This window comes from Chitinophaga sp. 22308, from assembly GCF_052045305.1.
Taxonomy (GTDB): Bacteria; Bacteroidota; Bacteroidia; order Chitinophagales; family Chitinophagaceae; genus Chitinophaga; species Chitinophaga varians_A.
This window is the reverse complement of sequence record NZ_JBQEOP010000005.1, coordinates 689,841-715,086: the sequence shown is the minus strand read 5'-3', so window position 1 is coordinate 715,086 and position 25,246 is coordinate 689,841. Positions and strand designations below refer to the sequence as shown.

22 protein-coding genes are annotated in these 25,246 nt (G+C 50.3%); 12 read left to right on the top strand and 10 right to left on the bottom strand.

What is annotated here, in order from left to right:
- Positions 1-100: 100 nt before the first annotated feature.
- Genes ccsA through ACTJJS_RS23275 form a run of 3 tightly spaced genes read left to right on the top strand, consistent with a single transcriptional unit; the run spans position 101 to position 2,452 of the window.
- Positions 101-763 carry a cytochrome c biogenesis protein CcsA gene (ccsA, locus tag ACTJJS_RS23285; protein WP_440665428.1) on the top strand — a complete coding sequence of 221 codons (663 nt, stop codon included), beginning with the start codon at positions 101-103 and terminating at the stop codon, positions 761-763.
- Positions 760-993 carry a CcmD family protein gene (locus ACTJJS_RS23280; protein WP_168871648.1) on the top strand — a complete coding sequence of 78 codons (234 nt, stop codon included), beginning with the start codon at positions 760-762 and terminating at the stop codon, positions 991-993. Before ccsA ends, ACTJJS_RS23280 begins: the two co-directional genes overlap by 4 nt.
- Before the next feature lie 40 nt (positions 994-1,033).
- Complete coding sequence (locus tag ACTJJS_RS23275; protein WP_168871649.1) at positions 1,034-2,452, top strand: Glu/Leu/Phe/Val family dehydrogenase; 1,419 nt, start codon at positions 1,034-1,036, stop codon at positions 2,450-2,452.
- 103 nt (positions 2,453-2,555) lie between these two features.
- On the opposite strand, the gene ACTJJS_RS23270 is transcribed toward ACTJJS_RS23275, so the two are convergent.
- Positions 2,556-2,996 (bottom strand): type I restriction enzyme HsdR N-terminal domain-containing protein, encoded by a 441-nt coding sequence (locus ACTJJS_RS23270; RefSeq protein WP_168871650.1) that lies wholly within the window; start codon positions 2,994-2,996, stop codon positions 2,556-2,558.
- A gap of 85 nt (positions 2,997-3,081) precedes the next feature.
- Here ACTJJS_RS23270 and ACTJJS_RS23265 point away from each other — a divergent pair, with 85 nt between their 5' ends.
- The 4 genes from ACTJJS_RS23265 to ACTJJS_RS23250 all read left to right on the top strand — a co-directional run bounded on the left by ACTJJS_RS23265 (position 3,082) and on the right by ACTJJS_RS23250 (position 7,589).
- Positions 3,082-3,852 (top strand): AMP nucleosidase, encoded by a 771-nt coding sequence (locus tag ACTJJS_RS23265; RefSeq protein WP_168871651.1) that lies wholly within the window; start codon positions 3,082-3,084, stop codon positions 3,850-3,852.
- A gap of 20 nt (positions 3,853-3,872) precedes the next feature.
- Entirely contained in the window at positions 3,873-5,621 is a 1,749-nt protein-coding gene (locus tag ACTJJS_RS23260; RefSeq protein WP_440665427.1) for an ABC transporter ATP-binding protein, read from the top strand.
- A gap of 102 nt (positions 5,622-5,723) precedes the next feature.
- Complete coding sequence (gene queA, locus ACTJJS_RS23255) at positions 5,724-6,773, top strand: tRNA preQ1(34) S-adenosylmethionine ribosyltransferase-isomerase QueA (RefSeq protein ID WP_168871653.1); 1,050 nt, start codon at positions 5,724-5,726, stop codon at positions 6,771-6,773.
- 135 nt (positions 6,774-6,908) lie between these two features.
- Positions 6,909-7,589 carry a 2-C-methyl-D-erythritol 4-phosphate cytidylyltransferase gene (locus ACTJJS_RS23250; RefSeq protein ID WP_440665426.1) on the top strand — a complete coding sequence of 227 codons (681 nt, stop codon included), beginning with the start codon at positions 6,909-6,911 and terminating at the stop codon, positions 7,587-7,589.
- A gap of 133 nt (positions 7,590-7,722) precedes the next feature.
- On the opposite strand, the gene ACTJJS_RS23245 is transcribed toward ACTJJS_RS23250, so the two are convergent.
- On the bottom strand, positions 7,723-8,706 hold the full coding sequence (locus ACTJJS_RS23245) for a Gfo/Idh/MocA family protein (protein WP_440665425.1): 984 nt from the start codon (positions 8,704-8,706) through the stop codon (positions 7,723-7,725).
- 55 nt (positions 8,707-8,761) lie between these two features.
- The gene (gene radC / locus ACTJJS_RS23240) at positions 8,762-9,469 is read right to left on the bottom strand and encodes a RadC family protein (protein ID WP_168871656.1); all 708 of its coding nucleotides are present in this window, start codon (positions 9,467-9,469) and stop codon (positions 8,762-8,764) included.
- 219 nt (positions 9,470-9,688) lie between these two features.
- Between radC and ACTJJS_RS23235 the strand changes: the two genes are divergently transcribed.
- The 4 genes from ACTJJS_RS23235 to ACTJJS_RS23220 all read left to right on the top strand — a co-directional run bounded on the left by ACTJJS_RS23235 (position 9,689) and on the right by ACTJJS_RS23220 (position 12,585).
- Complete coding sequence (locus ACTJJS_RS23235) at positions 9,689-10,645, top strand: ribose-phosphate pyrophosphokinase (protein WP_168871657.1); 957 nt, start codon at positions 9,689-9,691, stop codon at positions 10,643-10,645.
- A 38-nt stretch (positions 10,646-10,683) separates the two neighbouring features.
- Positions 10,684-11,274 carry a 50S ribosomal protein L25 gene (locus ACTJJS_RS23230; protein WP_168871658.1) on the top strand — a complete coding sequence of 197 codons (591 nt, stop codon included), beginning with the start codon at positions 10,684-10,686 and terminating at the stop codon, positions 11,272-11,274.
- Positions 11,275-11,339: 65 nt separating this feature from the next.
- Entirely contained in the window at positions 11,340-11,915 is a 576-nt protein-coding gene (gene pth, locus ACTJJS_RS23225) for an aminoacyl-tRNA hydrolase (RefSeq protein ID WP_168871659.1), read from the top strand.
- A 58-nt stretch (positions 11,916-11,973) separates the two neighbouring features.
- On the top strand, positions 11,974-12,585 hold the full coding sequence (locus ACTJJS_RS23220) for a fumarylacetoacetate hydrolase family protein (protein WP_168871660.1): 612 nt from the start codon (positions 11,974-11,976) through the stop codon (positions 12,583-12,585).
- A 92-nt stretch (positions 12,586-12,677) separates the two neighbouring features.
- Here ACTJJS_RS23220 and ACTJJS_RS23215 read toward each other — a convergent pair whose 3' ends face one another.
- Positions 12,678-13,121: a MarR family winged helix-turn-helix transcriptional regulator gene (locus tag ACTJJS_RS23215; RefSeq protein WP_168871661.1), complete on the bottom strand. Its 444-nt coding sequence runs from the start codon at positions 13,119-13,121 to the stop codon at positions 12,678-12,680.
- A gap of 81 nt (positions 13,122-13,202) precedes the next feature.
- Here ACTJJS_RS23215 and ACTJJS_RS23210 point away from each other — a divergent pair, with 81 nt between their 5' ends.
- Complete coding sequence (locus ACTJJS_RS23210; protein ID WP_440665424.1) at positions 13,203-15,332, top strand: alpha-ketoacid dehydrogenase subunit alpha/beta; 2,130 nt, start codon at positions 13,203-13,205, stop codon at positions 15,330-15,332.
- Positions 15,333-15,421: 89 nt separating this feature from the next.
- On the opposite strand, the gene ACTJJS_RS23205 is transcribed toward ACTJJS_RS23210, so the two are convergent.
- The 6 genes from ACTJJS_RS23205 to ACTJJS_RS23180 all read right to left on the bottom strand — a co-directional run bounded on the left by ACTJJS_RS23205 (position 15,422) and on the right by ACTJJS_RS23180 (position 25,172).
- On the bottom strand, positions 15,422-16,708 hold the full coding sequence (locus tag ACTJJS_RS23205) for a DUF4302 domain-containing protein (protein ID WP_440665423.1): 1,287 nt from the start codon (positions 16,706-16,708) through the stop codon (positions 15,422-15,424).
- 24 nt (positions 16,709-16,732) lie between these two features.
- Complete coding sequence (locus ACTJJS_RS23200) at positions 16,733-18,043, bottom strand: DUF4302 domain-containing protein (protein ID WP_440665422.1); 1,311 nt, start codon at positions 18,041-18,043, stop codon at positions 16,733-16,735.
- A 35-nt stretch (positions 18,044-18,078) separates the two neighbouring features.
- Positions 18,079-18,933: a zinc-binding metallopeptidase gene (locus ACTJJS_RS23195; protein WP_440665421.1), complete on the bottom strand. Its 855-nt coding sequence runs from the start codon at positions 18,931-18,933 to the stop codon at positions 18,079-18,081.
- 21 nt (positions 18,934-18,954) lie between these two features.
- Entirely contained in the window at positions 18,955-20,412 is a 1,458-nt protein-coding gene (locus ACTJJS_RS23190) for a RagB/SusD family nutrient uptake outer membrane protein (RefSeq protein ID WP_440665420.1), read from the bottom strand.
- Between the two features lie 21 nt (positions 20,413-20,433).
- Positions 20,434-24,021: a SusC/RagA family TonB-linked outer membrane protein gene (locus tag ACTJJS_RS23185; RefSeq protein ID WP_440665419.1), complete on the bottom strand. Its 3,588-nt coding sequence runs from the start codon at positions 24,019-24,021 to the stop codon at positions 20,434-20,436.
- Positions 24,022-24,200: 179 nt separating this feature from the next.
- A complete protein-coding gene (locus tag ACTJJS_RS23180; RefSeq protein WP_440665418.1) occupies positions 24,201-25,172 on the bottom strand; it encodes a FecR family protein in 972 nt (323 codons plus the stop codon).
- Positions 25,173-25,246 lie beyond the last annotated feature (74 nt).

The following is a 25,246-nucleotide window of genomic DNA, read 5'->3' as shown; positions in this document are numbered from 1 at the left end:
TAACGGGTAATTCAGGATTTTGGATAAACTTAAAATCGCGTAAAATCTTTGCGATTAAGGATAAAACGTGTAGGTTTGCCCCGGAATATAGCTATTAAAAATGGCCAGACATTGGTGGAAAGCATTAGCGATACTGCTTCTGATTTACGTAATTATCGCCGGGTTCACTATCAGGATACCAATCATAGGAACCAATGGACAATCATCCCGTGGATTGTTTTTTCATGTGCCAATGTGGATATGTATGTATACCATGTTCACCATCTCCGTTGTCAACTCCCTTCTTTACCTGTCCAAATATGATCTGAAAAAAGATGTATATGCCTCCAGTGCTGCACGGGTAGGCGCCTTTTTTGGCGTGTTGGGTTTTGCCACCGGTTCCCTCTGGGCTACCTATACCTGGGGCGGCACACTGACAGACGATCCCAAACAGATGTGCACCGCCATCGCCATCCTCATCTATATGGCTTACCTGGTACTGCGCATCTCCATCCATGATATTGATAAAAGAGCCCGTATCTCTGCGGTGTTCAACATTTTCGCCTTCGCCCTGCTCATCCCGCTGACGTACATTATCCCACGCATGGTGGATTCCCTTCACCCGGGAAGCGCCACTACGCCCGGATTTGCTTCAAAAGATACAGATGGCGGTATGAAAATGGTACTGTACCCCGCCTTTATTGGCTGGACCCTCCTGAGCGTGTGGATCTACACCCTGGTGGTCCGCTATAAAAAACTAGAGCTTAAAAATATTTTTAAATGATCAACAGAGCGTTTTCATTTTGCCTGACACTCACCCTCCTGCTGGTGTCTGTACTGGCAAATGCACAACAACAGGATACAGAGCATGGGGCTTTAAACCAGTTCTTCCGCAGCAATGACAAGATATATGTGATCGTGGGCGTTTTAGTGATCATCTTTCTGGGTATAGTACTCTTCCTCATTAACCTGGACAGAAAGATCAGCAAGCTGGAGCAGCGGGACAAAAAATAATCCGTGATAATCTAATCGTTATACCAAAACAATACATATTATGTCGCAAGATCAGCATTATAGCTTTTTCCAGAGTGTGGAAAGAAGTTTCGACAAAGCCGCGGTATTCACCAAGTGGGACAAAGGTATTCTGGAACAGATCAAGGCTTGTAACGCCGTTTACCAGATCAAATTTCCGGTAAGAATCGGCGATGGCGTACAGGTAATTGAAGCTTACCGTGTACAGCACTCTCATCACAAACTGCCTTGTAAAGGCGGTATCCGCTTCAGCGATGAAGTAAACCAGGATGAGGTGATGGCACTGGCTTCCCTGATGACCTACAAATGCGCGATCGTAAACGTGCCTTTCGGTGGTGCTAAAGGTGGTATCAAAATCAATCCCCGCAACTATACTCCTTTCCAGCTGGAAGCTATTACCCGCCGCTATACCGCGGAACTGGTAAAGAAAAACTTTATCGGGCCCGGTACAGACGTTCCGGCTCCTGACTATGGTACCGGCGAAAGAGAAATGAGCTGGATATTGGACACGTACATGAGCCTCCGTCCGGGTGAAATCGACGGCTACGGCTGCGTTACCGGTAAACCGGTATCTCAGGGCGGCGTACGCGGACGTACCGAAGCTACCGGCCTCGGTGTGTTCTACGGCCTGCGCGAACTGTGCAACATCAAAGAAGACATGGAACGCCTCGGCCTCACTACCGGCATCGAAGGCAAACGCGTAGTGGTACAGGGTATGGGTAACGTAGGTTATCACGCTGCCAAATACTTCCACGAAGCAGGTGCCAAAGTGATCTGCCTTATCGAATGGGACGGCGCCATCTTCAACGAAAACGGCCTCGATCCTGACGCAGTGCTGAAACACAAAAAAGAAACCGGCTCTATCATCAACTTCCCTGGCTCTGCCAACCTGAATAAAAATACAGACGGCCTGGAACTGGAATGCGAAATCCTGATTCCCGCAGCCCTGGAAAATGTGATCGACAAACACAACGCTCCCAACGTAAAGGCAAAAATCATCGGTGAAGCAGCCAATGGCCCGCTCACACCGGAAGCTGACGAAATCCTGAACAAAAAAGGTGTTATCGTAGTACCTGACATGTTCCTGAACGCCGGCGGTGTGACCGTTTCCTACTTCGAATGGCTGAAAAACCTGAGCCACGTACGTTATGGCCGTCTGGGCAAACGCTTCGATGAAAACATGAACATGCACATCCTGCAAACCATCGAAGACCTGACCGGCAAAAAAGTGTCTGATAAAGAAAGAAAATTCATCGCCCACGGTGCAGACGAAGTAGACCTGGTTTACTCCGGCCTCGAAGAAACCATGCACGCCGCCCTCCACGAAGTACGCGACGTGATGATGGCCAACCCGCAAATCCATGATATGCGTACCGCCGCTTACGTGGTAGCTATCAACAAAGTGGGCGCCGCTTACGAGCAACTGGGTATCTTCCCTTGATCGACAGACCATCTGGTTATTATTGAAGTTAGCTATTATAAAAAAACAGCGAAGACCGTCAGGCGCTTCGCTGTTTTTTATTGAGACAGGTTGCTGTCAGCTTTTAAAAGGCTGGTATGGCCTCCAGAAAGACCCATTGTCTTGACGCCGTCTGATAAGTGCAGCAAAAAGTATGGGTACCGTTGGTCATCACCAGGTAAGTGGCCGGAATAACCATATTATAACGCACCACCTGTTCCAGCGTTTGCTGGCTGATAGGCACATTCATCTCCTTGCACTCTATCAGCATCCAGGGTTCCATATTACGGTTGTACACTACAATGTCAAACCGCTTTTTCAGTTCTCCCAGCATAATCTCCCGCTCAATCCCGATCAGGGAAGCCGGATATCCCATGGACTTAACGAGGTAGTTAAGAAAGTTTTGCCGTACCCATTCCTCCGGGGTAAGCCGTACAAACTTCTTCCGGTAGCGGTCAAAAATCAGTTCCTTGTCCTGCTCCCTGCTAATCCTGAAATCCGGTGGTGGAAAGTTAATGGTGATCAATACCTTGATATTTATACTGGTACGAAGATAGGGGGATAATATGGAGAATAGCGAATAAAACCCTATATTTGCTTGTCAAAAGGCTATGAAGACAAAAGAAGAAATTGTAGCTAATTGGCTTCCCCGCTACACTGGTGAAAAGCTGGACCGCTTTGGGTCTCACATTCTCCTCACCAATTTCAGTAATTACCTGACCATGTTTGCCGAATGGAACAACGTCGAAGTGATCGGAGCTGGTAAACCCATGCAGTGCGCTACTGCCGGCGACATTACCATCATCAATTTTGGTATGGGCAGCCCCGGCGCCGCCACTGTAATGGACCTGCTCAGTGCCATCCATCCCAAAGCCGTGCTGTTCCTGGGTAAATGCGGCGGCCTGAAAAAGAAAAATGCCATCGGCGACCTGATACTACCGATAGCGGCTATACGGGGCGAAGGTACTTCCAATGATTATTTCCCGGCCGAAGTGCCCGCACTGCCGGCATTTGCGCTGCAGAAGGCTATCTCCACCACCATCCGTGAACTGGGCCACGATTACTGGACCGGTACCTGCTACACCACCAACCGCCGCGTGTGGGAGCACGACGCTGAATTCAAGCAATACCTCGAACGCGTAAGGGCCATGGCGGTAGACATGGAAACAGCTACTATTTTCTCCGTGGGCTTCTTCAACAAAATCCCTACCGGCGCCCTGCTGCTCGTATCCGACCAGCCCATGGTCCCGGAAGGCGTTAAGACCGAAGAAAGCGATAAAAAAGTAACCACCAAATTTGTGGAACGCCACCTCAAAATCGGTATTGAATCCCTGCAGAAACTGATCGACAGTCACCAGACCGTGAAGCACCTGCGTTTTTAGAATTGTTGTATCTTCCGGGCATGCATTCTACGCGCCTGGAGATACAAGATATGGAAGTCACCTTCCATGCACACGATACCACCGTTAAAGCTGTCAACCATCTGAACCTGTCTGTAGGCAGGGGAGAGATCATTGGGGTAGTAGGAGAATCCGGTTCCGGAAAATCTGTTACCTCTCTCTCCGTGATGCGCCTGATCCAGGCGCCGGGGAAAATTTCCCGCGGGAAGATCCTCTATCACCATGCCGACGATCAGGTTACAGACCTGGTACAGCTCTCCGACACTGCCATGCGGGCTTACCGTGGCAATGAAATTGCCATGATCTTCCAGGAGCCCATGACCTCCCTGAATCCATTACATACCTGTGGCGCCCAGGTCACAGAAGCTATCCGGCTGCACAAAGGCATTCCGTTGAAAGAAGCCCGTGAGCAGGCGAAAGCGCTCTTTGCCCGGGTGAAACTGCCCGATCCGGCGGCCATTATGGACCGCTATCCACATGAACTGTCCGGCGGACAAAAACAGCGCGTCATGATCGCGATGGCCATCTCCTGTGAGCCACGCCTGCTGATAGCTGACGAACCTACCACCGCGCTGGACGTGACAGTACAGAAAGCCATACTGGAGCTGCTGAAAGAACTACAGCAACAGATGGATATGAGCGTGCTGTTTATCACGCATGACCTGGGCGTGGTGGCTGAACTGGCAGAAAGAGTGGTGGTGATGTACAAAGGCAATATCGTAGAGGAAGGGCCGGTGCAACAGGTGTTCCTGCAACCGCAGCATCCCTATACCAAAGGGCTGCTGGCTTGCCGGCCACCGCTGGACAAGCGCCTGTCAAGGTTACCGGTGACCCGCGATTTTATGGAGACAGACGCAGAGGGGCGTATACAGGAAAAGGCTGGCGCCATAGCAGAAGTGGTCAACAGGCTGATCGTCAGTGACAGTGCATTAAAGGCCCGGCAGGCGTTGCTGGCCGGCAGTCCGCCGCTGCTGGAAGTACACGGGCTGCAGACCTGGTTTCCCGTGAAGAAAAGCATTACCGGAAAAGTGCTGCAATGGTACAAAGCGGTAGATGATGTCAGCTTTACCGTGGTGAGCGGTGAAACACTGGGGCTGGTGGGAGAATCCGGCTGTGGCAAGACAACTTTGGGAAGATCTCTTTTACGGTTGATAGAACCAACTGGTGGAAGTATTGTTTATAAAGGGCAGGACCTGCGTAGCCTGTCACCCGCAGGTATGCGGGCGCTGCGGAAAGATATGCAGCTGATTTTCCAGGACCCGTATGCTTCCCTGAACCCGCGGAAGTCCATCGGGGCGGCCATACTGGAGCCGATGCAGGTGCATGGCCTGTATGGCAGTGAGCGGACGCAGAAAGAAAAGGTGTTGGAACTGCTGGAGAAAGTGAACCTGCTGCCGGAGCATTTTAACCGTTACCCGCATGAGTTTTCCGGTGGACAGCGTCAGCGGGTGGTAATAGCCCGGGCGTTGGCGGTAGATCCTTCTTTCATCATCTGTGACGAGTCGGTAGCAGCGTTGGACGTGAGCGTGCAGGCGCAGGTGCTCAATCTGCTGATCCGCTTGCGTGAGGAGTTTGGCTTCAGTTGTATTTTCATCTCGCATGACTTGTCGGTGGTGCGCTTTATCAGTGACCGGATGATGGTGATGCAGAAGGGAAAAATTGTGGAGACAGGACCGGCAGACGAGGTGTATGGTCATCCGCAACATCCTTACACGCAGCAGCTGATTGCTGCCATTCCTAAAGGAATGTAATGCATATATAAATGATTATCATGCTTATATGTCATTTTTTGATGGAATAGGTAATAATCAGTACCTTTGCACCCACTAAAAATTTCTTATTCATACCGTAATATGAAACTATCACAGTTCAAATTCGATCTCCCTTTAAACCTGATCGCACAGCACCCTTCCAAGACAAGAGATGAATCACGCTTAATGGTGGTAAATCGCGCTACCGGAAAAATTGAACACAAGGTATTCAAGGATATCCTGGGTTATTTCAATGACAAGGATGTGATGATTGTCAACAACACCAAAGTGTTTCCGGCAAGGTTGTATGGCCGTAAGGAGAAGACAGGAGCAAAAATTGAGGTTTTCCTGCTGCGTGAGCTGAACAAGCAGAATCGCCTGTGGGACGTTATTGTTGACCCGGCACGTAAAATCCGCGTAGGCAACAAATTGTATTTTGGTGACGATGAGTCACTGGTGGCAGAAGTAATTGATAATACTACTTCCAGAGGCCGTACCATCCGTTTCTTATTTGAGGGCAATGACGACGAGTTCAAACAGGTGCTGGACACACTGGGTGAAACGCCGCTGCCTAAATATATCAAGCGTAAACCGGAAGAAGAAGACAAAGAGCGTTATCAAACCGTGTATGCCAAGTATGAAGGTGCCGTAGCAGCGCCTACTGCTGGTCTGCACTTCAGCCGTGAGCTGATCAAACGCCTGGAAATTAAAGGGGTGAAATTTGCAGAAGTAACGCTGCACACCGGTTTGGGAACTTTCCGCCCGATCGAAGTAGAAGACCTGAGCAAACACAAAATGGATGCTGAGTATTTCCACATCGAGGAGCATGCGGTAAAAGTGGTGAACAAAGCGAAAGAGGAAAACCGCAGGATCTGCGCTATCGGTACTACTTCCGTACGTGCCGTGGAATCTTCTGTTACTGCGCAAAACCACCTGAAAGCGGCAGAAGGCTGGACCAACACCTTTATCCATCCGCCGTATGATTTCGCTATTCCGAATGCGCTGGTAACCAATTTCCACCTGCCTAAAACCAGCTTGCTGATCATGGTGTGTGCCTTTGCGGGATACGATCTGATCATGGAAGCTTATCAGCAGGCCATCAAGGAAAAATACCGTTTCTTCAGCTATGGTGATGCCATGCTGATTATCTGATAACGACTATCGGAATTACGAATTACAAATTACGAATTACGAATTGAGGGCTTACTGTCTGAAAGGTTATTAAGTAAACCTTCGATAAGTAAGCCCTCAATTCGTAATTCGTAATTTGTAATTCGTAATTTTTTTATGGGCAATAGAAAAAAAACAGCCATCATTGTTGCAGGTGGCTCCGGTTCCCGGATGCAGAGCGCTGTACCCAAACAGTTCCTGGACCTTGCAGGCAAACCGGTACTGTATCATACTATTACAGCTTTTACGGAGGCTTATCCGGATATAGATATTGTGCTGGTATTGCCGGAGAATCATATCAGTTATGCCAACAATTTGTTGCAGGCTTTTGATAGTATTCCGGCCATCACCATGGTACAGGGCGGTGAAACGCGCTTCCATTCGGTGAAAAACGGCTTACAGCAGGTAAAGGAAGAGGGAGTGGTATTTGTACATGACGGGGTAAGACCGCTGGTATCGCCGGCGTTGGTGCGTACCTGTTATGAAGCTGCATGCAGCCATGGCAGCGCTATCCCGGTGATTGATATGAAGGACAGTGTCCGGGAGGTAAACGGGGAGCATAACAGGGCGGTGGACAGGGGGCGTTTCCGCATTGTGCAAACGCCGCAGACGTTTGTGTCATCGTGGATATTACCGGCTTTTGAGCAGCCTTATGATCCGTTGTTTACAGATGAGGCTACGGTAGTGGAGCATTTTGGGCATTTCGTGCATCTGGTGCCAGGAGAGGAATCGAACCTGAAGATCACGAAACCGCTGGATTTGGTGATGGCGAAGGCTTTCCTGGACCTGCGCGGGTAGATCACGCAAAGGCGCAAAGGTTTTTACAAGACTTACAGGAAAACAAAGGGGCGAAGGTCATATTTGATCTTCGCCCCTTTGTTTGTTTACTATTTTCTTCGTGCCTTTGCTGCTTTGCGTTTTGGCGTGAACCCTATGCTTTAGCGGTTTCGTTCAGGCTTTTATTGATTTTCTGCAGGATCTGATGGGCCACGTCCAGTGCCTGGAGGCCGTCGATGGCGTTTACGGGCACGGGTTTGTTTTGGAGGATGGCGTCGCGGAAGAGTTCCAGTTCCATGCGGATGGCGTTGGATTGTTTTACTTCCGGGTTATCGATCGCGATGGTTTTTTTACCGCTGTTGGTTTCGATATCGAGGGTGAAGAGGCCTTCGTCTTCCGGTGTTTTCAGTTTGATGATTTCTGATTTTTTATCGAGGAAGTCGATACCGATGTAGGCATCTTTCTGGAAGAGGCGCATTTTGCGCATCTTTTTCAGGGAGATGCGGCTGGAGGTAAGGTTGGCCACGCAGCCGTTATGGAATTCGATGCGTACGTTGGCGATATCGGGTGTGTCGCTCATGACAGCTACGCCGCTGGCCGATATACGGCTAACAGTAGATTTCACGATGCTGAGCACGATGTCGATGTCGTGGATCATGAGGTCGAGGATCACGCTCACGTCGGTACCGCGCGGGTTGAATTCTGCGAGGCGGTGCACTTCGATGAACATGGGCTTCAGGTCATAACCTTTTAAGGCGAGGAAGGCGGGGTTGAAGCGTTCCACATGGCCTACCTGGAATTTGATGTTGGCTTCATCCACCAGTTTCACCAGTGTTTTAGCTTCTTCCATGGTATTGGTCATGGGTTTCTCCACGAAGATGTGTTTGCCATTGCGGATGGCAAGTTCACATAATTTAAAGTGGAGGGTGGTAGGCGCTACGATATCGATGGCGTCTACGGCCAGGATCAGTTCTTCCGCTGTAGTGTACCGGGTGATGTTGTATAGCTCTGCCACGCTGGCCGCGTTGGCGTCGCTGGGATCATAGAAGCCAACTACTTCCACGTCTTTCATGGTTGAAAGTTGGGAGAGATGAATTTTACCCAGATGTCCTACCCCGAAGATTCCTATTTTGAGCATAGTGGTTCTTAATAAATAAATGCGAAAGTAAATACATTTGGTTATTTTTTGATTTTTATATCACACCTTCTTCCACGAGGCTGTAGTAGCCTGTTTCTGACACGATAATATGGTCCAGGACGTCTATGTCAAAGAGCTGGCCCTGTTCCTTTATTTTCAGGGTGATGCGGATATCGGCCTGGCTGGGCCGCAGGCTGCCGGAGGGGTGGTTGTGGCAGAGGAGCAGTTTACAGGCCTGGGCTTCGAGGGCTTCGCGGAAGATCATGCGGGTGTCCACGATGGTGCTGGTCATGCCGCCGGTGCTGATGCAGCGGTAGTTCAGCACTTTATTGGCCTGGTTGAGGAACATGACGTAGAAGGTTTCGAAGGAGTGGTCTGCCAGGATGGGTTTAAAGAAGAGGGCGGCATCTGCGCCTGCGCGGATAACGGTTTTTTTGTGGATGGGGCTTGCCTGCCTGCGCCGTGCCAGTTCCATGGCGGCGATGACGGTTACGGCTTTGGCACTGCCCATGCCGCGGAGCTTTTGCAGCTTCCGGACGCTGATACGGCCCAGTTCCGGTAAGTTGTGATGTGCCAGCTGTAATACTTCCCGTGCCAGGTCCAGGGCGGATTTGTTTTTATGGCCGGTGTGAAGCAAAATGGCGAGCAGTTCTGTATCGGAGAGGATGGCTGCACCATGCTGGAGCAGTTTTTCCCTGGGTTTTTCGGCATCCGCCCATTTACGGATGGCCACATGGGGTTGTGGTTTCGGGCTAACAAACATATTTCATTGCATTTCTCCGAATTTACGTAATCTTCCCCGGACCCCGGTCACTCATTCCTTACTTTCTTTTTGATAAAAACCATCGAAAAACAAACGTAATTATTTAATTTAAAATTTATTAGATATTTAAATTAAATTAAATCTAATTTTTGATCGAAAAAAAATCACGCCGGTAGCCCTAAAAAATCATAGTTTTGCCACCTCTTTTCTACTAGCAGTATGCAACCTTCAGTTAAAATCTTCACAGGCAACAGTAATCCGGCATTGGCTGAGAAAATTGCCAAAAGATACGGCAACGGACTCAACAGCCTCGGTAAGTTAAAAATTCAGAAGTTCAGTGATGGCGAGTTTCAGCCCGTTTTCCTGGAAAGTATCCGTGGTGACTATGTTTTTCTCGTGCAGGGCACCAACGCACCGTCAGACAACCTGATGGAGCTGTTGCTGATGATTGACGCGGCAAAACGTGCATCAGCCGGTTACATTACGGCGGTTATCCCTTATTTCGGATTTGCGCGGCAGGACAGGAAAGACAAGCCCAGGGTGGCGATCGGGTCTAAACTGGTAGCCAATCTGCTCACTTCTGCAGGAGCTAACAGAGTGATTACCATGGATTTGCATGCTCCGCAGATCCAGGCGTTCTTCGATATCCCGGTAGACCACCTGGACAGTTCCGCTATTTTTATTCCCTATATTGAGCAATTAAAGCTGGAAAATCTTACCTTTGCGTCCCCTGACGTGGGCAGTACCAACCGGGTGCGTGAAGTGGCCTCCTACTTCAATGCGGAGATGGTGATTTGCGACAAACACCGCAAAAGAGCCAACGAAATAGCATCCATGGTAGTGATCGGTGATGTGAAAGACAGGGACATTGTGCTCATTGACGATATTTGCGATACTGCCGGCACGCTGTCTAAGGCAGCTAACCTGCTGAAGGAAAAAGGAGCCAGAAGCGTTCGCGCTTTCTGTACCCATCCGGTGTTCAGCGGTAAAGCATATGAAAACATCGAAAATTCCGTACTGGAGGAGATCGTGGTATGTGATACCATTCCCATCCGTCCGGAAAGTTCTAAAGTGAAAGTGGTGTCTGTGGCAGAGCTCTTTGCAGTGGCCATTCGCAACATGCATGAGAACAAGTCTATTACCAGCCTGTTCATTCACAGCCACCGCAAGCAATAACAACGTATATTTTATCATTTATATAAACTGTATAAACAATGAATACAATAACCATCGAAGGACAACTCAGGAGCGAATTCGGCAAAAAAGCCACCCGCCAGATCCGTTCTGAGGAAAAAGTGCCTTGTGTTATTTACGGGGGTGCAGAAACTGTTAATTTTTCAGCTCCTGCCAAAGCATTCAAAAACCTGGTTTACACTGCTGCTTTCCAAATCGCAGAAATTAAACTGGGCGCTAAAACTTACAGATGCGTACTGAAAGATCTGCAGTTTGATGTGGTAACAGACGAACTGGCTCACGTTGATTTCATGGAGCTGGTAGAAGACAAAGCTGTGTCTGTAACCCTGCCTATCAAACTGGTTGGTTCTTCTGTAGGTGTAAAAGCCGGCGGTAAACTGGTAAGCAAACTGAAAGCGCTGAAAGTAAAAGCTCTGCCTAAACACCTGGTTGAGAACATCGAAGTGAACATCGAAAACCTGGAACTGAACGCCAACATCCGTGTTGAAGACGTGAAAGTGGAAGGTATCGAAATCACCAACTCTCCGCGTATTCCTATCGCTTCTGTGGTAATGACCCGTCAGCTGCGCCAGGAAGAAGCTACTGCTGAAAAAGACGCTAAAAAGAAATAATCTTTTAGAAATATTTTTCCAAAAAGCCTCTCTACTTGTAGAGGGGCTTTTTAATTTGAAACACGATGAAATACCTGATCGCCGGTTTGGGCAACATTGGAGAAGAATACCGTCATACCCGCCACAATATAGGGTTTGACGTGGCAGACGCTTTTGTGGCCAAACATAACGCCAGCTTCGATAACGACCGGCTGGCAGAAGTGGCAACCTGTAAATGGAAAGGCAAAACGTTTATCGTTATCAAACCCACCACCTACATGAACCTCAGCGGTCGCGCCGTCAAATACTGGATGGACAAGGAAAAGATCGCTATGGAAAACCTGCTCGTGGTGATGGATGAACTGGCGCTTCCGCTGGACGTGCTTCGCTTGCGCCCGGGTGGCAGCGATGCCGGCCACAACGGCCTGAAAAGCATTCAGGAATCTTTAGGCTCTAATCAGTACCCGCGCCTGCGCTTCGGCATCGGTAACGATTATCCTAAAGGACGGCAGGCGGATTTTGTGCTGAGCAAATGGAAGCCGACGGAAATACCGGTCGTGCAGCAAAAAATCAATGCCTGCTGCGATATCATCGAAAGTTTTGCAGGGATTGGACTGGCCCGTACCATGAACGAGTACAATAAAATGGTTTTTCCGCTGTAAAGTAAATTTGCAAATCTGCCCGCTATCTGCTTAATTTATCTTCTAAAACTCACGCATTATGAAAATTATTTGCGTAGGCAGGAACTATGCCGACCATGCCAAAGAATTGAAAAATGAGGTGCCAACTGAACCGGTGTTGTTCATGAAACCCAAGAACGCGCTGCTACAGAACGGCCACCCGTTTTATTATCCGGAGTTTACCACCAACCTGCATTACGAATGTGAGCTCGTACTGCGCGTCAGCAAAAACGGCAAACACATTCAGGAAAAATTTGCAGATAAATATTATGATAAAATTTCTGTGGGAATCGACTTTACTGCCCGTGACCTGCAGGATAAACAAAAAGCCAAAGGACTGCCCTGGGAAATAGCCAAAGCCTTTGATAACTCCGCCATTGTAGGCAACTTCATTCCCATCACGCCGGAGATGGACAAGAAGGACATTAACTTCTGCCTGTATAAAAACAAAACACTGGTACAACAGGGCAATACCAAAGATCTCCTGTTCTCCTTCGATTTTCTAGTTTCCTATATTTCGAAATTCTTTACCCTGAATATCGGTGACCTGATCTTTACCGGCACGCCGGCGGGGGTAGGACCTACCGCGATCGGTGATTCCTTTGAGGCGTTTATCGAAAATGACAGCCTGCTGGAATTCGCCGTAAAATAATTTACGATTTTTTGATTTAGAGATTTGGAATGCAGCGAGATCATCATCGCGCTTTTTTAAATCTCTAAATCAAAAAATCCATAAACCGTAAATCAGATTTTTGTGGGGACATTGTTATAGATCGTGTCCAGTATCCTTGTTAACTCCGCATAGTCAGCTTCTGTCAGCGATTTCCAGCCTGTTTTCCGCATTTCATGTACCAGCGGCTTTACCTGTTTGTATTTTTCCGTTCCTTCCGGCGTGAGCTGCAGATATACCTTCCTTCGGTCATAGGTATCGGCTTCCCGCTTTACCAGCCCCTTTTTTACCAGTAATTCTATAATACGGGAGATAGTGGTGATATCCTTGGAGGTATTACGGGCCAGCTCGTTATGGGTCGTTTTTTTATGCTTGTACAGGTTCTCGACCAGCAGCCACTGGTCCACCGTAATATCCATCTGGCGGGAATCGAACATTTTCTGCCAGTAGTTGCGCAGTTTTTTCAGGGTCGCATCCAGCTTAAAAAAAGAGGGATTATTGATAAAAGTATCAGCCATATTAATTAATTTGCAATAGCAATAGTTGTTATAGCAACTATTTTGCTTAAACTACCATCGTCATCACCAAAACAGTTTTACGTGTTTAAAGATAGTACAAGCGTTTCAACTTTAAAAGCCGGTACTAACGGCCAGCACGGGAAAAAGAGCGAGCTGGCGGAGTTACTGGCCGCTTACCGGTGGATGTGCCAGGCGGGCCAGATGGCCGCCACCTATGAGGCCAACCGGCCGATATGTAAGTATGTGCATTCCACTTCACGGGGGCACGAGGCCATCCAGATTGCCACGGGAATGCAGTTACGGCCATGGGACTTTGTCAGCCCGTACTATCGCGATGAGAGCATGCTGCTGGCCATGGGCTTCGAACCATATGAACTGATGCTGCAGCTGCTTGCCAAAGCAGACGACCCTTTTTCCGGCGGAAGGTCCTATTATAACCACCCCAACAGCCGCCGGCCGGACAAACCCCGGATTCCCCATCAAAGCAGCGCTACCGGCATGCAGGTAATACCTGCCACCGGAATGGCACAGGGCGTACAATACCTGGAAACCATCCACTCTCAGCTGTTACAGACAGGTCCTAACGGCGAGCTGCCGGTAGTAGTTTGTTCCCTGGGCGATGGCAGCGTGACGGAAGGGGAAGTCAGCGAAGCTTTTCAGTTTGCCGTCCTGAAACAATTGCCGGTCATCTACCTTGTACAGGACAACGACTGGGGCATTTCAGTCACCGCCGCGGAAGCCCGCGCCATGGACGCGTATGAATACGCCGCCGGCTTTAAAGGGATGGAACGGATGCGGGTGGACGGCAGCGATTTTACGGCCAGCTATGCCGCTATGGAAACGGCTATCGGGTATGTGAGACAGGAACGCAAGCCGATCTTAGTGCAGGCTAACGTACCGTTATTAGGGCATCATACTTCCGGTGTCCGGAAAGAATGGTACCGTACTGCTGAAGACCTCGAAAAACATACCGCCAAAGATCCTGTACCAAAACTACGGGCGTTGTTACTGAAACACGGCGTGGCAGAGGCTACCCTGCAGGAGATAGAACAAACAGCCAGTGAAGATATTGAAGCTGCTTTTGCGGCGGCTGTGAAAGCGGCCGAACCGGCCCCCGAAACTGTCCGTGAGCATGTGTTTGCGCCTGCTGCGGTCACACAGGAGGCAGGAACGCGCGTACCGGCCAATGGCAGCAAAGTGGTGATGGTGGACGCTGCCCTTCATGCAGTGGAAGAAATTATGCAGCAATATCCCGAAGCCATCTTCTTCGGGCAGGATGTGGGTAAACGGTTGGGCGGCGTGTTCCGCGAGGCGGCTACCCTTGGTGATAAATTCGGTGACCACCGTGTATATAATACCGCCATCCAGGAAGCATATATTATCGGCGCTACGGCGGGCCTGTCGGCCACTGGCGTAAAGCCCATTGTGGAAATACAGTTCGCGGACTATATCTACCCGGGATTCAACCAGCTGGTGACGGAAATATCCAAATCCTGCTACCTGAGCCAGGGCAAATTTCCGGTGCAAACACTGATCAGGGTGCCTATCGGCGCTTACGGTGGCGGCGGCCCCTATCATTCCGGCAGTATTGAATCCACTTTGCTGAGCATCAAAGGCATCAAAGTGGTGTACCCCTCCAATGCGGCAGATATGAAAGGTTTGCTCAAAGCGGCCTTCCTGGACCCCAACCCGGTAGTGATGCTGGAGCATAAAGGGCTTTACTGGAGCAAGGTGCCCGGTACCCAGGATGCCATGACCATAGAGCCGGCGGCAGATTATGTGCTGCCATTGGGCAAAGCCAATGTGGTATTGCAGGCACACCCAAAAGATGTGCAACGCGGGGAATCTGTATGTATTATCACCTACGGGATGGGCGTATACTGGGCAAAGGCCGCAGCACGCGCGTTCCCCGGAAATGTGGAAATAGTGGACCTGCGTACCCTCTTCCCGCTGGATGAAGAACTGGTGTTTCAAACCGTCCGCAAACACGGCAAATGCCTGCTGCTGACGGAAGAGCAGCTCAATAATTCCTTTACACAGGCACTGGCCGGCCGTATTCAAAAAGAATGTTTCCGGCAGCTGGACGCCCCGGTGCATATGCTGGGGGCGCTCGATCTGCCGGCGGTGGCGCTTAACACCAGCCTGGAAGCCGCCATGCTGCCTAATGCGGCCAAGGTGGAGGCGATGATACAAGCATTAATGTCCTACTGAGAACTAACCCATACGTTTATGCAACGAGGCCCTGCCAGAACACTGACAGGGCCTCTCTCTTTTTTATCGGGTAAGGATAGTATGAATATTTACCAAATACTGGTGAAGCCGATAGACGGCTTGTCTACACTGGTATAGCCAATGAGGAAACCACCGGGAAAGGTGGCATAACTGATGGCCAGCCTGTTGTTGGTCAACATATCCGTCAGTGGCTTGGCCTGCGGGCTGAGGGCATTGGCATTGCTGCCCTGCGCATCGGTTGCAAACGGCAATGGAGTGAAGGTATATACTCCGTTTGCTGTCCTGGTGTATTTAAAGGAATATCTGCCTACATAACTGGCGAAGGTGATATTCACATTCAGTACGCCGGGCACCTGGAAATCAAATACCACTTTGGATAACGGGAAACCCCGGGTTTTGAACTTGTTGGCCATGTCATTCCAGATGGCCTTAAAATCTGCTGACCAGCCGGGCAGCGCCAGTGAGCTGGGAGGTGGCAGCGTTTGCAGGCCGGACAGCTCTGTGCCCAGCAGGTAATGCGCTGGCAGCGGAGGAAGCGCGCCCTGCTCCAGGTAAGCTTTTGCTTTGTCGACTGTTGCATAGAAATTGAGCACATCGCTGTCCCAGTTCAGGGTAGTGAAGGCCTGGCCTCCCGCCTGTACGGGATGACGTAGCAGGATGCCGGTGGTCGTATAGGCGTAACCGCTACCGGCGGAGGTTTTGATATCATTGGCTACGGCCGCGAAGCCTACGCTTTTGTCAGACACATTGAAATACACCATGGTAGGCGCATTGTTTTGTTTGAGTGACAGATAGCCGGCGTTATTGATAAAATCCGTGGCCTGGCTGATCACAGCCTGCAGTTTACCGCTGGTGTAAGCTGTTTTTACCTGGGCGCCGGCTTTTACCAAACGGAGCTCATCACTGTACTTGTTGCCAAGCAGTACCAGGGTATCGCCGCTGATATACCGGAACGCATAGGCGGTGTCCACGCCTCTTTTGGAGACCAGTTTGATGTCCCCCAGCTGTGAACCGGCGCCGAAACTAATGGTGGGATTGACCTTCTGGGCAACGTACACGTTAAAAGGGCTTTTGCTGGGCGTGGCGGCACTGGTGGCGCTGAGGTCGGAGTACAGGGTGGCTTCACCCTTTCCATTGTCGAGTTGCAGGTATACGCTGAAGAGTTGATTGCTGCTGCCGGGAACGAGCGCGCCTACCCATCCGTCAGGTGCTGTGCCCAGTATGGTTTTGAAGGAGTCTAGCTGTTTGGACGGATCTGGGAAGGACGGCTCGACCGGAATGTCGAGTGAATTGTCCTTCCGGCAAGACGCCACTACCGTAGCGCATAAGAGTGTATATAAAGCGATTTTTTTCATTTGGAACGATTACGGTTGAACGAATTATCTGAGTGTGCCACCCAGTATGAAAGCAGGATCATCTAGGCCAAGAATGCGGCCCATCTGGGGATTGCCAGGCATGGAGAAATAATCCACCCGGTATTTGCCGGTGGCCAGTTTATCCAGCAAAGGCTGCATAGCAGGGAGGATAATGGAAGCCACGTCTCCCTTAACATCCTGTGGAGTGAAAGAAAATACGCCGTCTTTACTTTTCGTATAGTCGTATATGAAAGGAGCGGTGAACCTGTTGGCTCCCTGGTATACTTCCACAAGGACAACCAGCTGCTGATTGGCCGTATTGAATATGAAGTTCATGCTGGTGAGTTGCAGATTGGCGGCGGTAGTGGGTATCCTGGCTTTGATTGTTTTCCACATGGTCAGGAAGCCGGGAGAGAAAGAACCCTGCGAAGCGTCGGTAACGCTGATTTGTCCGTAGGCTATGCCCAGGAGCAGATGAAGGTCAAAGATAGGACCTGTTGCTTCCTGGAACTCGATGTTTTTACCGTTATCCTTCAGATATAACACCTGTTTTCCGGCATCAAAAAATACTTCCTGGTAAAAGCTGTTACCGATTTTAAAAGGATCTTTGGTGATGATGCCGGTTAACGTATAGGCGTAGGGGATAGACAGCGTTTTAGCAGTGCCGTTTTCTTCGTATATCAGTGAAAATACGCGGGAGTCGGGCACAATGGCCGTCTGTACCTTTTTACCGTCGGCCGTGGAAACATACAATGTCGAATGTTGATCAATGTAGTCTCCGACCGCTGTCCGGATCGTATTGAGGCCGCCTGCCTTGTAGGCTGTTTCCTCTGCGGCGCTGGCCCTTACCAGCAGCATCTTGCTCTTGTTGGCCGCACCGGTAAGAAATACCGTGTCGGTACGGGTAGAGTCATATCCAAATTCAAAGTCGGCATCATAACCTCTGCCACGCAGGCCGCCAAATACCCTGTCATCCGGATCAGACAGCATATGGATATAACTGTAGGTGTCAAATACGAGTGAAGGCCGCTGTAAGGCGCCCATTCTGTAGGAACTCTCGGCGAGGTCCTGCCCGGTGACAGGCGTCAGGTCGCCCAGCATATTCACCCGGTCATTCTCCCCGAATTTAAAATAGAAGCCGAAGCCTTCGCCGCCATCGGGGAAGAGATAGGCTTTCCAGCCGTTGGCGCCGCCGGTGAGTTGTTTTTTATAGGCCGTCAGTGTGGTGTTCATCCGTTCTTCCGGCCTGGTGCCGAAAACGGAGCCGTCATTGTCTTTGCGGCATGATGTAGCCAATGTGCATAACACCATTCCTGCTATGATAAATTTTTTCATATATCCGTTATAGTTATAATCCATTTACTTAAAAACTACTTGATCGCTTCGGCAATAGCAGTGGATGTTTTAGCCTGCAGGCTGTCAAAATTTATTTTCCAGCTGTTCTGGAAATAGTTTCTGACGATCTGTGCTTTCTGCTGTAACATGTTTTTGCCGTTGTCAGTAGCGGCCTGGTTAACTATTGCTTCAAAGCCATCTTTGCCTTCGGTGAGCATGGTAGACACCATTTCCACAAAGTCTTCATCTGCTTTGGACCGCGCATAGGGCGTGATAAAGCCAAGATCAAGCGCCTCCTGGTCGGTGGTGTTGTTCCACGTGCCGGTATAACCGCTGGGAGTAAGGGATTTGTACTCCTTTGGATAGAAGATGGTCTGATGCAGGATGTGTGCAAATTCATGGTGAATGGTATGTAACATGAACTTCACGAAACCTGCGTTCTTTTTGTCAAACTGGTTAAGCCGCAGCAGTTGTATGGTTTTACCGCCTTCCGCCTCCCCGAGGGTAATGGTACCGTTGGAGTTGTACCGGGGGCTGCCTACCAGTATGATCTGTTTGGGGCTGTATTTAAGAAAGAAGGGTAATCCAACTTCTTTGATATAAGGCTCCACCCAGGTTTTGTGTATGAGGTCCATCACCGGTATTACCATCGATTCTTTAACGGGGATAAGGGTTTTGTCGGTGGCCACCGCATAAGGGTCCCACTTGTATTTGACCTCGATATTGTATGGTTTGGTATAATTATCTGTGATCCAGTTGTCGAGCGCTGTTGGCTGCCCGGTGCTTTCCGGGAACAGGTTGGAGATATCCAGGTTTTCTTTTTTGCTGCAGCCGGAAAGAACGGTGATCAGTCCTGCTACCAGTATGGGAATGATATAATGACGTTTCATATTTACAAGTTTGAGCGGTGGTTATCGTGGATTTAATTCCAGGCCAGACAGTTGTGCTTCCTGTGGTATTTGCACCATTCGGCGCGGGTCGTTGGCGCCCAGCACCATTTTGGTCTTACCATCGAAAGAGGTGTGCACGACCGGTATTTTGTGGCGGAGAATATCGAACCACCGGAGGCCTTCGAACATATACTCCACCTTTTTGTAGTACAGGATGGCCTGAATGATGGCTGAGCGGCTGTCTACCGTGCGATAGTAGTTCCTAACCTTGCCTACGGAGAGGTTATGTGCGCTGGCAACATAACCATCCACGCGCTGGCTCAGGAAGTCGTTGATATCAGCGATGGCGGCATCGAAGTTGCCCAGCTCGGTATTGGCTTCCGCTCTGTTGAACAGCACTTCTTCGGCGGTGAACAATGGTATCATATCCCATCCGTCGCCGATGTTGGCGTTCTGGTCCACACGGATAAACAGTTCATAGAACTTGGGAACGAAGTAGTCTTCCGGCCGAGAGTAGTATACTTTATAGCTAAGTCTTGCACCGGAAGGGTTATCACGGCTGTTGAGCATGGCGCCGAGTACGGGGTCGCAGCCGTAGCGGTTGGTCCGCAGGTTCCTTGCCCACCAGGACTGGGATTCGGCCAGCAACAGGTTTGCTTTCTGTGTGGCCCTGGTATATTCCTTTCTGAGCACCAGTTCTTCCATGTTGTTGTAGGTGGAGTTTACCGGGCGCAGGTAAGGCAGTGCCCTGCCGGCCGGGAAGGTCTGGTTGGCATGTTCCACCACTTTGGCGTATTCTTTTTTGAACAGGTAGAAACGTGCCGCAAAAGCGTGTGCGGCTGATGTGGTGAAGTGATAGGAGGGGGCGTTGGTGTAGGAGTTGTCATCGATCAATGGCAATCCTTCCGTGAGGTCTTTCTCGATCTGTTCGTACACATACGCTACTGTTTTCCTTTCATATTTTTCCACCACTATTTTTTCCGGTTTGGTGACATAGGGGATACCCGGGTCTTTAGCGGCGGTAGCGGCATCATATGATTGGGAGAAAATGGTGACCAGCATAAAGTGTGCATATGCCCGGCAGAGCAGCGCTTCTCCTTTGGATGCGCTATAGGCGGCTTTGTCGCTGGCCTGGTTGATCACTTCCAGTGCCTGATTGGCGGCAGCGATGGCGGCATATGCTTTTTGCCAGTAGAAGTCCGGCGTGTCCTGGTCCCTGTCCGATGACACTTCCCAAAACCAGGGCTGACGATTATAACGGGTATTATCATCTGTACCTTTATCGTTGGCATTGTCAGACATGGCTTCGATGAACGGGATATAGTTGGCCCGGGGATAGGCGGAGGTAAGGAGTTCGGCCACCTTGGAAGGTGTATTCACTTCGGTACGTTGATCTGGCAGTTGCTCGAGGTATTTTTTACACCCGGGCGCAACGGTCATGATTGCTAACGCTGATATATATACGAGATTTCTTTTCATATCCAAAACTTTTCATTCAGGTTAAAAACCAACTTTTACAGACAGGGTGTATTGTTTGGGAACAGGTAACGCTACGCCACCGGACTGGAAGAACTCAGGGTCCTGGCCTTTCAGTTTGGGGTCGGCATAGATCAGCCACGGGTTGTTGGCCACCAGGCTGAGCGACGCATTGTTAAGGCCTATTGCGGAGGTGTATCTCAGCGGCAGGCTGTAACTCAGCGACACCTGTTTCAGGCGGATGAAACCTCCGTCGGCAACACGTGAAGAAGAATAGTTATAGGTATAATAGGGTGTTACGCCACTCAGCCTGTTGATCACACGGAGATCGGACAGCGAAGGGATGTCTGTCTGTTTTTCGTCGCCGGTCATCATCCAGCGGTCGAGGAACTCTTTCGGCATGGCCGTGAGATCGGTATATTTCTGCTGGAAGGCGGGATTGAGGCGGATCACATTTCCTGCGCTGAAGGTAAACAGGGCAGAGAAGGTGAAGTCTTTATAACGCACGGAGTTATATAAGCCTCCGGTTAATTTGGGATCGATCGGGCCGCTGTATTTCAGGTAATTGATCGCATCGCTCTGGAGGTTGACTTCATTCACTTTTTCACCTTTTTCGTTGATGAACACCGGGGTGCCGTCGAGGGCGGACAGTTCCTTCACGTCGATAGAGTAGAGGCCTCTGTAGGGGCGTCCGAGCATAGGGCCGCCATCAGGTCCGATCAGGTCCCAGATGTTGGGATTGGTTTTCAGGTTGGTGATTTTATTTTCGTTATAGGCTGCGGTGAGCTGTGTTCTCCATTGCCAGTTTTTCTGCTGCACAATAGCGCCGCCCACTGTCAGTTCCACGCCATGGGATTTCATGTCGGCGTAGTTGGCATTTTTGACAAACTGCCCGCCAATACCGGAGGTGCGGATAGGGCTGATGAGATCGAAGCCGTTACGGTTATACCCGTCGAGGGTAACGGTGAGGCGGTCTTTGAACATGCCAAGGTCGATGCCTACGTTGGTTTCGTATTGTTTTTCCCAGGTGAGTTCCGCGTTTTCCAGATCAGCAATATTGATCACCGATTCGATTTCCGGCAGGTAGGGGCGGTATGTTTTACCGCTGCGGGTAACGAGGCTGGAGTTGGTGGCCCTGCCCAGGCTGGCGGTGAGGCCATACGTAGCGCGGAGCGTAAGGCGGTTGATGTTCTGTACCGCTTTCATGAACTCTTCAGTGTCCACGTTCCAGGAGCCGCTGATGTTCCAGGTGGGCAGCCAGCGGGCGGTCCGGGATTTGCCGAGCAGGTTGGAGCCATCATAACGGATGGTACCGTTGAGATTGTATTTGCCTTTATAGGAATAAGCGCCGTTAGCCATGTAAGCGAGGAAGCGGTCATAGTAGTTCTGCATGCCGTAGAAATCGAAGCCGCTTTCCACAGCCTGTTTGATGATACGGGGATCTACATAGGGCACGCCGCCTTTGTCGAACTGGTAACCGTAGCCATTGGAAAATTTATTCTGGCGGTTGGCATACCTTAATTCCTGGGAGGCATAGGCCACGAAGATGTGGGTGTTGTTATAGGTTTTATTCCACTCGAGGGAGTTACGGATGTTGTAGCTGACCAGGTAATCATCATTGGTATTGTAGAAACCGCCATAGGGCAGCACTACCACGGGATAAGCCTCCGGGTCATCAGGATCGCGGTAGAGGAATTTATTGTTCTCCATCACATGAGCATTATCGGCGGCGCGGTAGGCCATGGCCATGTTGGAGTTTTCCCTCACTTTATGTTCCCGGTTGGTTTTGGCATAACGCAAAGCGCCGAGGAAGCTGTATTTGAGGGTAGGCGTGATTTTATAGCCGGCTTCACCCTGTAGTTTGATGTCCACCATGGTGAGGTCGAGCGTATTGTTGTTCAGTTCATTGATGATATTGAACGGGGCGAAGTTACGCCGGAAGAATTCCAGGTTGCCATTCTGGTCGTAGGCGGTCATGGTGCGGCTGGTATTGAGGGCGTAGCTGAAAGGGTTGATATCGAAATCGCGGTCGTATTTTCCTTCTACCGGATTGCTGACCCTTCCCACGCTGCCGGGGGCGCGCTGGTCCCTGATAGAGCCTTGTGTGATAAGGCCAATGTTCAGTTTGGGTGAGATGTTGAAGTTGGCGCGGGCGTTGCCGGTAAAGCGTTTCACCCTGTCTCCGATGGTCCAGCCGTTATCGTTGAGGAAGCTGGTGGAGAAATAGAGCTGTGATTTTTCCGTACCGGAGGAGATGCTCAGGGAGTGCTCCTGCAGGAGGGAGTTGCGGAATAATACATCGAACCAGTCTGTATTGGCCAGTGCGTATCTTTTGAGGAATTCATTTCTGGATTTCTCGTCATTGTAAACTGTTCTGTTGTTGATATTTTCCGCCAGTTTGGTGAATACGCCGCCGTCCTGTCTGGTGGCGAGGTCGCCGTATTGCAGGAATCCGCGGCTTTCCATGGATTTATATACCGACATCTGGTCGGCGGAGTTCATGATATTGAAATCTTTATACGTTGGTTTGATATAAGTGGAGAAGTTACCGGTATAGGAGATGAGAGGCTTGCCTACGCGTCCTTTTTTGGTGGTGATGACCACTACGCCGTTCATGGCGCGGGCGCCGTACATGGCCGTGGCAGCGGCATCTTTGAGGATCTGGAAGCTCTCTATATCGTCGGGGTTGAGGCCGGCCACAGAAGAGCCCAGCAGGGTGGTGGGGTCTCCGGTGGAGAGTTGTTCATTGGAGACGTTGACCACATCTTCCAGTACGATACCATCTACCACCCAGAGCGGTTTATTGTCGCCGGTGATGGAGGTGGCGCCACGGACGCGGATTTTAGGTGCCGCGCCGAAGGTGCCGGACACGTTTTGGATGGAAACGCCGGCCACGCGGCCTTCCAGCATGCGGCTTACGTCGGTGATACCTTCCCGTTTCACGTCATTGGCTTTGAGGGTAGCTGCTGAACCGGTGAAGAGTTTGCGGTCGATAGTCTGATAACCGGTCACGACTACCTGGTTAAGATTCGTAACGTTTTCTTCGAGGGTAATGATAATAGGTTTATCTGCGGTGGCTTTCACTTCCTGTGTTTTAAAGCCTACCATGCTAATGACAAGGGTGGCGCCGGGTTTCACGCGGATGGTGAACTCTCCTTTGCTGTCTGTGGCGATACCGTTGCCAGTGCCTTTTTCCACGATGCTGATACCGGGCACAAAGGAAGCATCACCGTTTTCCGCGCGTGTGCCCGCGCGTCCTTTAACGGTGATGACCTCCTGTTGTGGCGCGATTACTTCGGCGGGGCGTGTGAGCACGATCTTATCGCCGATTACTTTATGTGCTATGCCTTTGCTCTCGAGCAGATTAAGCGCCTGCTGCATAGAAATTTTATCGGGGTCTATTTCGACATTCATGTTTTTGTTGATGACCGCGGCATCGTATACAAATACGACGTTGTACTTTTTCTCCATCCTGCCGAGGATGACTTCCAGTTTCTCCCGGTTTTGCTCATTGGTCAGGGGCGCAGCCTGGTTTTCCAGGCATGCCACTGTCAATAGGGCAAGGAGCAGCTTCGATTTTGGTCTCTTCTTCTTGTAAAGGATTTCAAACATCGTATATAATTATTATAGGTTAAACGGGTCGGGAGCAGGCATAGGCGATGCGCTCCACGGGGAGCGGGTACATAGCCTGCAGGATGTTAATTGCATTTCCGGGTTGACAGAACTGCGATGTACGATTTCAGTTGACACATTGGGTTGCTAAACAACGGAGAAAGGCCAGACGGCAGGTGTTACCTGCCGGTGATCGTAATTTCCCGGTTGCGGTGCACTACCGTGATAGGGTAGGTAGCTTGCAGTACCTCCAATACTTCTTCCAGCTTATTGTTTTTAAATGTTGCATTCAGTTTTTTCACGGGGATTTTTCCCCGGAGGTTGATTTTAACCTGATAGAGCGCTTCCACTTTTTTGCATACTTCTGACAGCGGGGCATCCACGAAAACGAGTTCATGGGTGATCCAGGCGTCTGCGTTACTGTTGATGGCATTATACTGTTCCAGGCTGCCGGTGGCCGGGTCGAAGCGCAGGCCTTCGCCGGCGGTGAGGATGGTCTCCGCTGCATTGGTATGGCCGGAGGCGAACCTAATTTTGCCTGTTTTGACGGTGACGCCTATACGGCGGTCTTCCATTTGTATGTTAAAAGCGGTGCCCAGTACCGTGATGCTGGATTGTCCGACTTTAACCACAAAAGGCGTTGTTGTTTGTGTGGCCACGTCAAAATAGGCGGTGCCTTGTTCCATGATGACTGTCCTGTTTTTTTGCATTCTTTCCGGGTAGCGTACCCGGCTGTTCTTATCGAGATAAACGCGTGACTGGTCGGGCAGGAGCAGGGAGTCGATGGATGCCAGTGTCGCTTTTTCTTTGTAGGTGACCGTACTGGTGTGGTAGTAGTACCAGCTTGCGGCGGCCACAACAGGGATGATGACAGCAGCTGCGCGGAACCAGCGATAGCGGCGTGCAGGCAGTTGGATGGTTTCTTCTTCCGGCAGGGCTTCCTGGAGCCGTGCGATGGCCGCATCGGTATCGAGCTGGTCCAGTATTTTAAGGTCTGGTGACAGTTGCCATAGTTGTTGCACCTGCAGGAAGGTGGCTTCATTTTCCGGGGAAGCGGCGGCCCATTGCCGCACTTGCTGCTCCAGGGCAGCGTCCTGCGGGTTGTTCAGGTATTTCACCAGTTGCAGCCAGTTGATCGTTTCTTTTTCCATTGGACAGAAGCCTTTGTGTATTGTTACAATCCAGCGGAGGGGATACCCCCAGTGGTGAACGAAAAATTTTCAAA

Excerpts from the sequence above, each read along its gene's own strand:
- ccsA (WP_440665428.1), top strand. The coding sequence starts at position 101 with ATGGCCAGACATTGGTGGAAAGCATTAGCGATACTGCTTCTGATTTAC.
- ACTJJS_RS23280 (WP_168871648.1), top strand. The coding sequence starts at position 760 with ATGATCAACAGAGCGTTTTCATTTTGCCTGACACTCACCCTCCTGCTG.
- ACTJJS_RS23275 (WP_168871649.1), top strand. The coding sequence starts at position 1,034 with ATGTCGCAAGATCAGCATTATAGCTTTTTCCAGAGTGTGGAAAGAAGT.
- ACTJJS_RS23265 (WP_168871651.1), top strand. The coding sequence starts at position 3,082 with ATGAAGACAAAAGAAGAAATTGTAGCTAATTGGCTTCCCCGCTACACT.
- ACTJJS_RS23260 (WP_440665427.1), top strand. The coding sequence starts at position 3,873 with ATGCATTCTACGCGCCTGGAGATACAAGATATGGAAGTCACCTTCCAT.
- queA (WP_168871653.1), top strand. The coding sequence starts at position 5,724 with ATGAAACTATCACAGTTCAAATTCGATCTCCCTTTAAACCTGATCGCA.
- ACTJJS_RS23250 (WP_440665426.1), top strand. The coding sequence starts at position 6,909 with ATGGGCAATAGAAAAAAAACAGCCATCATTGTTGCAGGTGGCTCCGGT.
- ACTJJS_RS23245 (WP_440665425.1), bottom strand. The coding sequence starts at position 8,706 with ATGCTCAAAATAGGAATCTTCGGGGTAGGACATCTGGGTAAAATTCAT.
- radC (WP_168871656.1), bottom strand. The coding sequence starts at position 9,469 with ATGTTTGTTAGCCCGAAACCACAACCCCATGTGGCCATCCGTAAATGG.
- ACTJJS_RS23235 (WP_168871657.1), top strand. The coding sequence starts at position 9,689 with ATGCAACCTTCAGTTAAAATCTTCACAGGCAACAGTAATCCGGCATTG.
- ACTJJS_RS23230 (WP_168871658.1), top strand. The coding sequence starts at position 10,684 with ATGAATACAATAACCATCGAAGGACAACTCAGGAGCGAATTCGGCAAA.
- pth (WP_168871659.1), top strand. The coding sequence starts at position 11,340 with ATGAAATACCTGATCGCCGGTTTGGGCAACATTGGAGAAGAATACCGT.
- ACTJJS_RS23220 (WP_168871660.1), top strand. The coding sequence starts at position 11,974 with ATGAAAATTATTTGCGTAGGCAGGAACTATGCCGACCATGCCAAAGAA.
- ACTJJS_RS23215 (WP_168871661.1), bottom strand. The coding sequence starts at position 13,121 with ATGGCTGATACTTTTATCAATAATCCCTCTTTTTTTAAGCTGGATGCG.
- ACTJJS_RS23205 (WP_440665423.1), bottom strand. The coding sequence starts at position 16,708 with ATGAAAAAAATCGCTTTATATACACTCTTATGCGCTACGGTAGTGGCG.
- ACTJJS_RS23200 (WP_440665422.1), bottom strand. The coding sequence starts at position 18,043 with ATGAAAAAATTTATCATAGCAGGAATGGTGTTATGCACATTGGCTACA.
- ACTJJS_RS23195 (WP_440665421.1), bottom strand. The coding sequence starts at position 18,933 with ATGAAACGTCATTATATCATTCCCATACTGGTAGCAGGACTGATCACC.
- ACTJJS_RS23190 (WP_440665420.1), bottom strand. The coding sequence starts at position 20,412 with ATGAAAAGAAATCTCGTATATATATCAGCGTTAGCAATCATGACCGTT.
- ACTJJS_RS23185 (WP_440665419.1), bottom strand. The coding sequence starts at position 24,021 with ATGTTTGAAATCCTTTACAAGAAGAAGAGACCAAAATCGAAGCTGCTC.
- ACTJJS_RS23180 (WP_440665418.1), bottom strand. The coding sequence starts at position 25,172 with ATGGAAAAAGAAACGATCAACTGGCTGCAACTGGTGAAATACCTGAAC.